Below are 7,797 nucleotides of genomic sequence, written 5' to 3'. Positions count from 1 at the left end.
TGCTTATTTTAGAAAGAAATCTGGCAACTACAGGAGAGAACCCCTTTTATGAATCTTTTTAATTACACACAATACTTGACAGTATCGGAGGCTTGGATGCTTAGAGGCTTGGAAGGTCGGAAGAACCGAGGGACAGAGGGACAGATACACAGAGGGACAGTTTAAACTTTAAGCAATAAGCTGATAGGCAATTAAGCATAAGCGATAACGAAAATAAAGCACTTTAAAATATTAAGCAGTTAAGCTATAGCAAAAGAATTTCTTTATATCCTACGCTTATGCTTATCTGCTTCTATGCTTATAGCTTAAGATTTATCTACGCGCTTTCCCTTACTATCAGTTCCGGCTGTAAAATAATATCCACCGGTTTTTTCTTTTTGCTTTCCATTGCGCCCATTACAATATCAAACGCGGCTTTACCCATATCTGCCATCGGCTGTTTTATGGTGGTTAACGGCGGTGTCATAATACCCGCGATTGAAATATCATCGTATCCTGCCAGCGCTATATCCTGCGGAATACTTATCCCGTATTGCCTGCACTGATAAATTATACCCAGTGCTGTTGTATCCCCCGCAGCACAAAAAACTCCGTTAACTTTGCTGCCGGAATTATTTATCCGCTGCATGGCTTTTTCGCCTTCTTCCCTGTTATAGAAAGCCACGTGATACGACATCTTGTCATCATATTTCAGATTGTACTCTTTAAGCGCGTCTTTAAAACCCTTTAAGCGTTCAGAGACCACTGGGTTTTCTTCTTCGTCATAAACACTGGAACCCACCGGCCCGTTTACAATTGCAAGTTTTTTTCTGCCGGATTTTATAAGGTGTTCCGTTGCCATAAAAGCGCCCTTATAGTTATCCACTGTTACGGAACTTGCTCCCACGGCTTTATTTTCTATGATTACAAGAGGTATGCCCCTTTTTGAAAACTCCTTTACAAGTTCAGCGCTTGGTTTTACGGTAACGGTAATAACTGCATCCGCTTTCTTTCCGTAAAGTATGCTTTTTAACAAATCCTCTTTTACCGACAGCGCCCCTCTTGTACTGTGATGTTCCAGCCGGTACGCAAATTTATTTAATTCCGCCTGCCTGCGTTCCACCCCTGACAGGATATTTATTACAAAGGGAGATGACAGATAAGAACTGATAAGGGCAATATTGTTTGACCTGCCGCCGGCAAGGGTCCTTGCCATAACGTCAGGGTAGAATTTAAGTTTTTTAACGGCTTTTAAAACCTTTTCTTTTGTCTCCGCGGACATCCTGCCGCGCCCGTTTATTACATTGGAAACTGTAACGTGGGAAACTCCTGCAAGTTTTGCCACGTCCCTGATGGTAATGTTTTTCACGCTGACTCCCTTATTATTAATTCGGGTTCCATTATAACATTCATGTCTTTTGCCGATACATCTTTCATTGCAGCCATTACCATATCAAACGCCGCGTTTCCTGTCCCCTCAAAATCCTGCCTTATTGTGGTTATTTTAGGAGAAGAAGCCATTGTAAAAGAAAAAAGGTCGTCAAAACCGGTAACCGCAATATCGCCGGGAACTTTAAGCCCTTCTTTCTTTATAGTTTCTATAATCCCAAACGCAACCTTATCGCCTGTTGAGCACAGTATGGAATTTATTCTGCCGTTATTTTTTTTAAGTTCTTTATACGCTAATGCCGCTTCATTATATTCAAAATTCGGGGTATATGCCACCATAGCATTGCGGAATTTTATCCCGTTGTCTTTTAACGCGCTTTTAAAGCCGTTCATACGGGCGTCATAAACCGGGTTATGCTCCGCGTCATTTGACCGTGCCGGCATGGACGATATAAATGTTATTTTATCCCCGTATTTCTTTATAAGATAATTTGCGGCTTTATATACGCCCGCTTCATTATCAATGTTGATTGAATGCGCGCCTTTAACTTTGTTTTCAATAAGTACTAAGGGTATTCCTTCTCTTCTAAAAAGTTCAACGGTTTCTTCATTGGGCCTAAGTGAAATAAGCACCACCGCGTCCGCTTTTCTGCCGTACAGAATCTGCTTAAGCAGCTTTTCCCTTATATCTATTTTATGCATTGTCGAATAAGCCTGTATGCTGTGAAGATACTTACCGGTGGCAAATGATTTTTCCTCAAAAGCATTCAGAACATTCATCATATACGGCCCGTTGTACCTTGGCGCTATTACGGCAATAATACCGCTTCTGCCAAGCGCAAGCTTTCTTGCCGATTCATTTGGAATGTAGTTAAGTTCGCGGACAATGTCCATCACCTTTTTTCTTGTGGATTCCCCGATACGTTTGGATCCGTTGAAAGTCATTGAAACAGTAGCTTTTGTAACGCCGGCCCTATTTGCAATTTCTTTCATTGTCACGCGTTTCATTTTTACTCCAATGCCATATTTTTGCCTGTTTATTCCCTGATAAATGACATTGTATTACATCCACGTATGGATTTCAATTGATTAACTGTTTATTCCATCACCACATTATTTGACAGGAACTCCGCAAGCACATATGCCAAAGGCGCGTTCCAGTTTATGGCAATCTCATTACTGGCGTATGAATCAATGTGGTCGGCGTAATTTCTTGCCGGCGCGGTGCCAAACGGAAGCGCTTTTAACGGATTATCCTGCGGCCTTTTATTTGGCCCGCCGGCTAAAAGCCCCGGCCACGGCTCCGGATTTTTATCCCCCACCGTGGGCCTGTGGTGAATGTTCATTGGATAATTGGAACCGATTCCCGTCACATAGCTTCTTGCGAAAGGATTAATGCCGAATATATAACCCAGAATTTCAAGCGCGCCTTTTTTATATTCCTGTTTTTCAAGGACATCCGCGCCTACGATAAGATTCATGGCGTAATTTAACGCTACCGAATTTGAACCCCAGACGTAATCCTCTTCACCCATCACGTTCCTGTAACCGCTGCCGTTTATCTTTGCCATCAGGGTGTCACAGTGAACCGCCATTGATTTCTTTATGGATGCACATGCCTCTTCTAATTTACCCGGCTGCGCGGACACGCAATATGAAAACATTGCCATTTCTTTTACGTCGCGCCATGACGCGGCCCTGTCTATGGCTTTGTCCCAGTTTTTATAATTGGCGGTAAAAAACTTGTTATAAGTATCCTCTCCGGTGGTTGAGAACAATTCCGAAGCAGCCCAAAGCCTTTCATCTTTATCATCATTATCGCCATACTGCCCGGTCTTTGTATCGGAAGGGTTTTTATAACCATCCTTTGGCACCATAGCGGTATTTTTTTCAAGATACTTCCACGCATCACGGGCGGCTTTAAGGCATTTGTCCGCGTATGCGGCGTCGTATTCTTTAAAAACCCTTGACGCAATCGCCATCACCGCGGCATAATCAGCAGTGCCGGTGGATGTAATCTCGTAAACAAAATATGTATTCCTGTCATCTTCGGGCATTATATTTAAAGCAGGAAACTGTAAAGGCGTGGCTTTATGATAAACTCCGCCGTTTTTCGCCTGCATCTTTAACATCCAGTCAAGGTTCCATTTAATTTCATTTAAGACATCAGGTAATTTATCCACAGATGCGGACGCGGGTATCCCGGTTTTAATGCTCTCCATCCTGTTTTTATACCTCTCAAACATTAAAAGAAGAGTTCCTGTGGATATGCCGCTGTTCACCGTATATTTTCCGTAATCACCGGCATCATGCCAGCCTCCGCTTACATCAATTTCGCCTTCCTCCCCGGTACTTTCGTGCAGTTCCGCGGGATTTAAGTGGCATGCCTTATGTTCAAAACCGGTTTTGCTTATAATATCAGTCCCGCAGCGCTGCTGATAAAAAGCGTGCATTACCTTTTCAAACGCGCTGTCATAAATATTATCCGCAATTACAAATTCCGCTGAACTGCCATTTTTTTCTATTTCAATATAATAAGTCCCGGGTTCTTTTAATCCGGAAAAACTGCCCACAAAACAGTTATCCCCCGAAACAGCGTCGCTGATTGGGCCTTTCATATCGTTGGAAAACACTTTTTTGCCGTCGCTTTTTCTATGAACGGAAAAATACGAACACGGCTTGTCACACACCACATATTTGTCATCCGCAGGCCTGTAACCAACCGTATTTACCTTTATACTTTCCGAATAAGCCGCCACATTTATAGCCATAAGCACCCCTGATATAATTATTACCAATTTTTTAAGCACTTTACACCTCTTTTGTTTTAACGTTAAAATAGATTATAGTATTTTGTCTGATTTATTGCAATATAATATTTAAAAAATGTTAATTTAACTTACTGCTATTTATCCATTAATTTATTGACTAAAAAATCAATATTATGCTAAAATCAATTATTCATTAAAATTACTTTGTGGAGGTTAACATACATGTTCAAAAGGATTATTACGGTATTGGTTTTTGCACTTCTTGCTTCTTCCCTTCTTGCTGAAGGCGGAATGAACGGAAAGTTTGGAATTGAACTTCGCGGCGGGGCAACACTTTTAAATCCGTCGGCTTTTGACGAAGACTACAAATACATACCCACTATGGCATTTCCAAACACAGATCCCGGCGCTTCCACCTTTATAGGTATGGCTCCCACGGGCAGTTTATTGCTTGAATTCCTTGCCACACCCAATGTTGGAATTTTCTTTAAGACAGACTTTATGTTCGTGCAGGACGAAGTTTCCTATACCGATTTAAATGACGAAGAAATTTTTTACAACCATGCGGCTTTTTCAATAGGATATTTTGGCATTGGCGGAAAGTACTACATTCCCGCGTCTGAAAAATTCTTTATATCACTTGGAGCGGACGCCGGTATGTTTATGAATTATCAGAGCTTCTGGGAAATTAACTTCTTCCACGATACCCCGATGGAACAGTATTACTCTGTTGACTTTACCGAAATGTTTTTTGGCGCTAACATTGAAGCCGGCGCAAAATTTATGGTAAGCGATACAGTGGCCCTTGGCGCAAACGTCGGTTACAGAATAGCAAGCATGCCTATAACCTACCCCGACGAACTTCCTTTTAACGCCACAGACATAGACGGAGAACCGATTTTCAAAGCCACATCAGTTGACCTGTCGGGCGTTTATTTTGGTGCGGGATTAAGCTTTTACTTTGGAGGAACAGAAGGTTCTTCTTCCTCATCATCAGCCACAGGCACAAAATCCACGGCAGTTACAGGCGCTTCATCCAAGTATGAAAAGTGGGGCGATTATTACTACAAACAGAAAAATTATAAAAGCGCGCTTAAATATTACGGCGGCGCTGTAAAACAGGCCCCGTCCGCGGCGCTTTATAAAAAGATTGGTATGTGCTATTACTACATGGGCGACAAAGCAAGGGCGGCGCAGTACCTTAAATATTACATCCGCCAGAATCCCGATGATACACAGATACAGAACTGGCTTAAGAAAAACGCCCAGTAATCAGTTTTATATAAAAAAGCCCGGCATTCATGCCGGGCTTTTTTTTTGCCAAAAATTATAAAAAGGACGGATGCACGGAGGGTCAGAGGGACGGAGGGTCGGAAGTAAAATCAACTGCCGCGGGCTGAAGACCCGCGTCTACCACTACAAAGACACCAAAAAAAACAGGGGTTGGGTGTGTTTTTTCAGGGCGCGCCGCCCTAACCTGCTGTGTATCCGGCAGGAGCGGTTTAATGCAACGACGGCAAATTTGTATGTGCCGCGGGTTCACGACTGCCAATGAATTAACCTGCCTGTTGATTTCAAGTTTGTTTGGATTCAAGACTGCCGATTTGCGGCGTGTGCTGAAAAAACATACCCAATCCCTGTAAAACCCAGGAATAGAGAGAAATAAGAATAATGTCTTATCACTTTATCTTTTTTAATATCTCCTGCCATTTCATCATAGAATCAGCTATAAGGCGCTGGCGCTCTTCTTCGGACAGGCCGTTCCACCAGTATTTGGCTTTTTCTTTAAGTACCGTTTTATCATCATCCGGCAGAGCCGCCCACTTGTTCTGCGCCATAAGGACAACTTCTTCTTTCGCTTCAAACGGCAGCAGCATCCACCAGTTCTTCGCGGTAAAAACGGCTCTTTGTTTTTCCTCTTCAGACATTGAATTCCATAAAGTTTCCACGTATCCCACTGTTTTCTTCTTGGCAGAATTGGACATCTTTGCCCATTTATCCTGAACTTTCATCATTACTATTTTCTGTTCTTCCCCGCCTATTCCCGTCCACCACTCTTTAATATTGCCTATAATATCCTGCTTTTCATCTACGGAGAGCTTATGCCACCTTTTTTTCGTCTTTGTTATAACTTTCTCCTGCTCTTTGTCGGAAAGGGCGTTCCACCACTTTGTTATCTCCCCGATGAACGCGGATTTTTCATCATTGCTCATTAATGTCCATTTTTCTTTAAGCATCTTTGTGGTTTTCTTTTTCTGCCCATTGTCCATGCTTTCCCAAATTATAGCAAGGCTTTCATATGTCATCATAGCGGGGCTTACGGATGTGATGTCAAACATGGCGGAATAGTCTTCCTGCGGTTCTTCTTCAGCCTGCAATAAAACAGGAATTAAAACAACTACACACAGAAAAAACACCGGTATAAGTTTTTTCATTTATCGTCAAGCTTCTTTACTTCTATAACTGCGGCATTTTCATCTTTTTTAACCTTATTATCCTCAAGCACTTCCTTGGGGATAAGCGCGATTATAAACCACAATATCAACCCTGCCGCCGTAATATCATCTGTCCACCCAAGCACCGGGATATAATCATGTAAAAAATCAAAAGGAAAGATAATATATGCTATGCCTATAATACCGGCAGCTTTCACATACCACGGAGTACGCCTGTCTACTATAGACTTAAATACCGTCTTAATATCATTGCCAAACTTGAATATTCCCGTATTTTTCATAACTCTCCTTTTATTACATAAAAAAAGCCCCGGCTTTTAAGGCACGGGGCTTATTAAAGCGAAAATTAAAACCTATTTATCATGCGAATGCGCGCCAAGCAGCATAAACTGCGAAACAGCCGCATCTTTAAATTTAGCGCCGGGATACACTTCACGTATTTCCGCCTTTATAACATCATCGGGTTTAAGCATCACTGACTGCGCGAAAGAAAAAGTCTGTATTGCCATTTCGTCTTCCAGGTAAGCGTCAAATAAAGGCTGCCCGTTTAAATAAACCCGAAACGTCTTTACCCTTGCGTTATTGTTATATGACACCTCATCACGCATATCCCCGTTTACAACGCTAAAACCGTCCCAGTTTACCGGTTTTAAATCACGGGCGAAAAACGTTGTCCTTGGAAAGAAAAACGTAAGATATTCGCCTTTTCCGCTGTTCTTATTGCCTTCCACCCACGCGGTTTTAAACGACCAGTCATCCACATTATATGGGCCGTAATTCTTGCCCTTTGATGATTTAAGTTCGGAAGACGCCCTCATAATCCACCTGACATCCCCGCAGTGAAGCGAACAGAATTTATTGCCGTTAAGGTTATCATAATTGGCGTCTGTTATAAGATAAACATCGGGCAGTAATGTTTCCAGCCGGACTTTATCAGCCGCGTTTAAGAACGAACCAAAAATTAACACTGACATTAAAAGCATTAATCTTTTCATTTAATCCTCCGGTTAATTATTTAACAGTTATTATAACACTATTTCCAAATACGTCAATAATACAAGGTAACTGTTTATATATGATTTATATTTCTGTTATTTATGGAAATATATTTTCGCCTTTGTAGGGACATCTATGTAAAAAACAGTCAATAAAAAAAGTATCCCTATATGAAAATTAAGCGTAAATTTTCATTGACTGTACTC

Annotated in this window: 7 protein-coding genes; 1 reads left to right on the top strand and 6 read right to left on the bottom strand. The window is 41.7% G+C overall.

The window, feature by feature from the left end; all coding sequences use genetic code 11:
* Positions 1-316: 316 nt before the first annotated feature.
* The 3 genes from JXR81_05270 to JXR81_05260 all read right to left on the bottom strand — a co-directional run bounded on the left by JXR81_05270 (position 317) and on the right by JXR81_05260 (position 4,178).
* On the bottom strand, positions 317-1,348 hold the full coding sequence (locus tag JXR81_05270; protein ID MBN2754261.1) for a LacI family DNA-binding transcriptional regulator: 1,032 nt from the start codon (positions 1,346-1,348) through the stop codon (positions 317-319).
* Complete coding sequence (locus tag JXR81_05265) at positions 1,345-2,376, bottom strand: LacI family DNA-binding transcriptional regulator (GenBank protein ID MBN2754260.1); 1,032 nt, start codon at positions 2,374-2,376, stop codon at positions 1,345-1,347. Before JXR81_05265 ends, JXR81_05270 begins: the two co-directional genes overlap by 4 nt.
* Before the next feature lie 89 nt (positions 2,377-2,465).
* Complete coding sequence (locus tag JXR81_05260) at positions 2,466-4,178, bottom strand: glycoside hydrolase family 9 protein (protein ID MBN2754259.1); 1,713 nt, start codon at positions 4,176-4,178, stop codon at positions 2,466-2,468.
* Between the two features lie 183 nt (positions 4,179-4,361).
* Between JXR81_05260 and JXR81_05255 the strand changes: the two genes are divergently transcribed.
* Positions 4,362-5,411, top strand: coding sequence for a hypothetical protein (locus tag JXR81_05255; GenBank protein MBN2754258.1), 1,050 nt, complete (start codon positions 4,362-4,364; stop codon positions 5,409-5,411).
* Positions 5,412-5,818: 407 nt separating this feature from the next.
* Here JXR81_05255 and JXR81_05250 read toward each other — a convergent pair whose 3' ends face one another.
* The 3 genes from JXR81_05250 to JXR81_05240 all read right to left on the bottom strand — a co-directional run bounded on the left by JXR81_05250 (position 5,819) and on the right by JXR81_05240 (position 7,590).
* Positions 5,819-6,574 (bottom strand): DUF3106 domain-containing protein, encoded by a 756-nt coding sequence (locus tag JXR81_05250; protein MBN2754257.1) that lies wholly within the window; start codon positions 6,572-6,574, stop codon positions 5,819-5,821.
* Positions 6,571-6,876, bottom strand: coding sequence for a DUF1232 domain-containing protein (locus JXR81_05245; protein MBN2754256.1), 306 nt, complete (start codon positions 6,874-6,876; stop codon positions 6,571-6,573). Before JXR81_05245 ends, JXR81_05250 begins: the two co-directional genes overlap by 4 nt.
* A gap of 72 nt (positions 6,877-6,948) precedes the next feature.
* The gene (locus tag JXR81_05240; protein ID MBN2754255.1) at positions 6,949-7,590 is read right to left on the bottom strand and encodes a hypothetical protein; all 642 of its coding nucleotides are present in this window, start codon (positions 7,588-7,590) and stop codon (positions 6,949-6,951) included.
* Positions 7,591-7,797: the final 207 nt, after the last annotated feature.

Source organism: Candidatus Goldiibacteriota bacterium (genome assembly GCA_016937715.1).
Lineage (GTDB): Bacteria > Oederibacteriota > PGYV01 > PGYV01 > PGYV01 > PGYV01.
This window is presented reverse-complemented; position numbering and strand designations above follow the sequence as displayed.

Bases quoted from the DNA above. Each gene is read 5' to 3' on its own strand.
- JXR81_05250 (MBN2754257.1), bottom strand. From the start codon at position 6,574: ATGAAAAAACTTATACCGGTGTTTTTTCTGTGTGTAGTTGTTTTAATT.
- JXR81_05240 (MBN2754255.1), bottom strand. From the start codon at position 7,590: ATGAAAAGATTAATGCTTTTAATGTCAGTGTTAATTTTTGGTTCGTTC.
- JXR81_05245 (MBN2754256.1), bottom strand. From the start codon at position 6,876: ATGAAAAATACGGGAATATTCAAGTTTGGCAATGATATTAAGACGGTA.
- JXR81_05255 (MBN2754258.1), top strand. From the start codon at position 4,362: ATGTTCAAAAGGATTATTACGGTATTGGTTTTTGCACTTCTTGCTTCT.
- JXR81_05265 (MBN2754260.1), bottom strand. From the start codon at position 2,376: ATGAAACGCGTGACAATGAAAGAAATTGCAAATAGGGCCGGCGTTACA.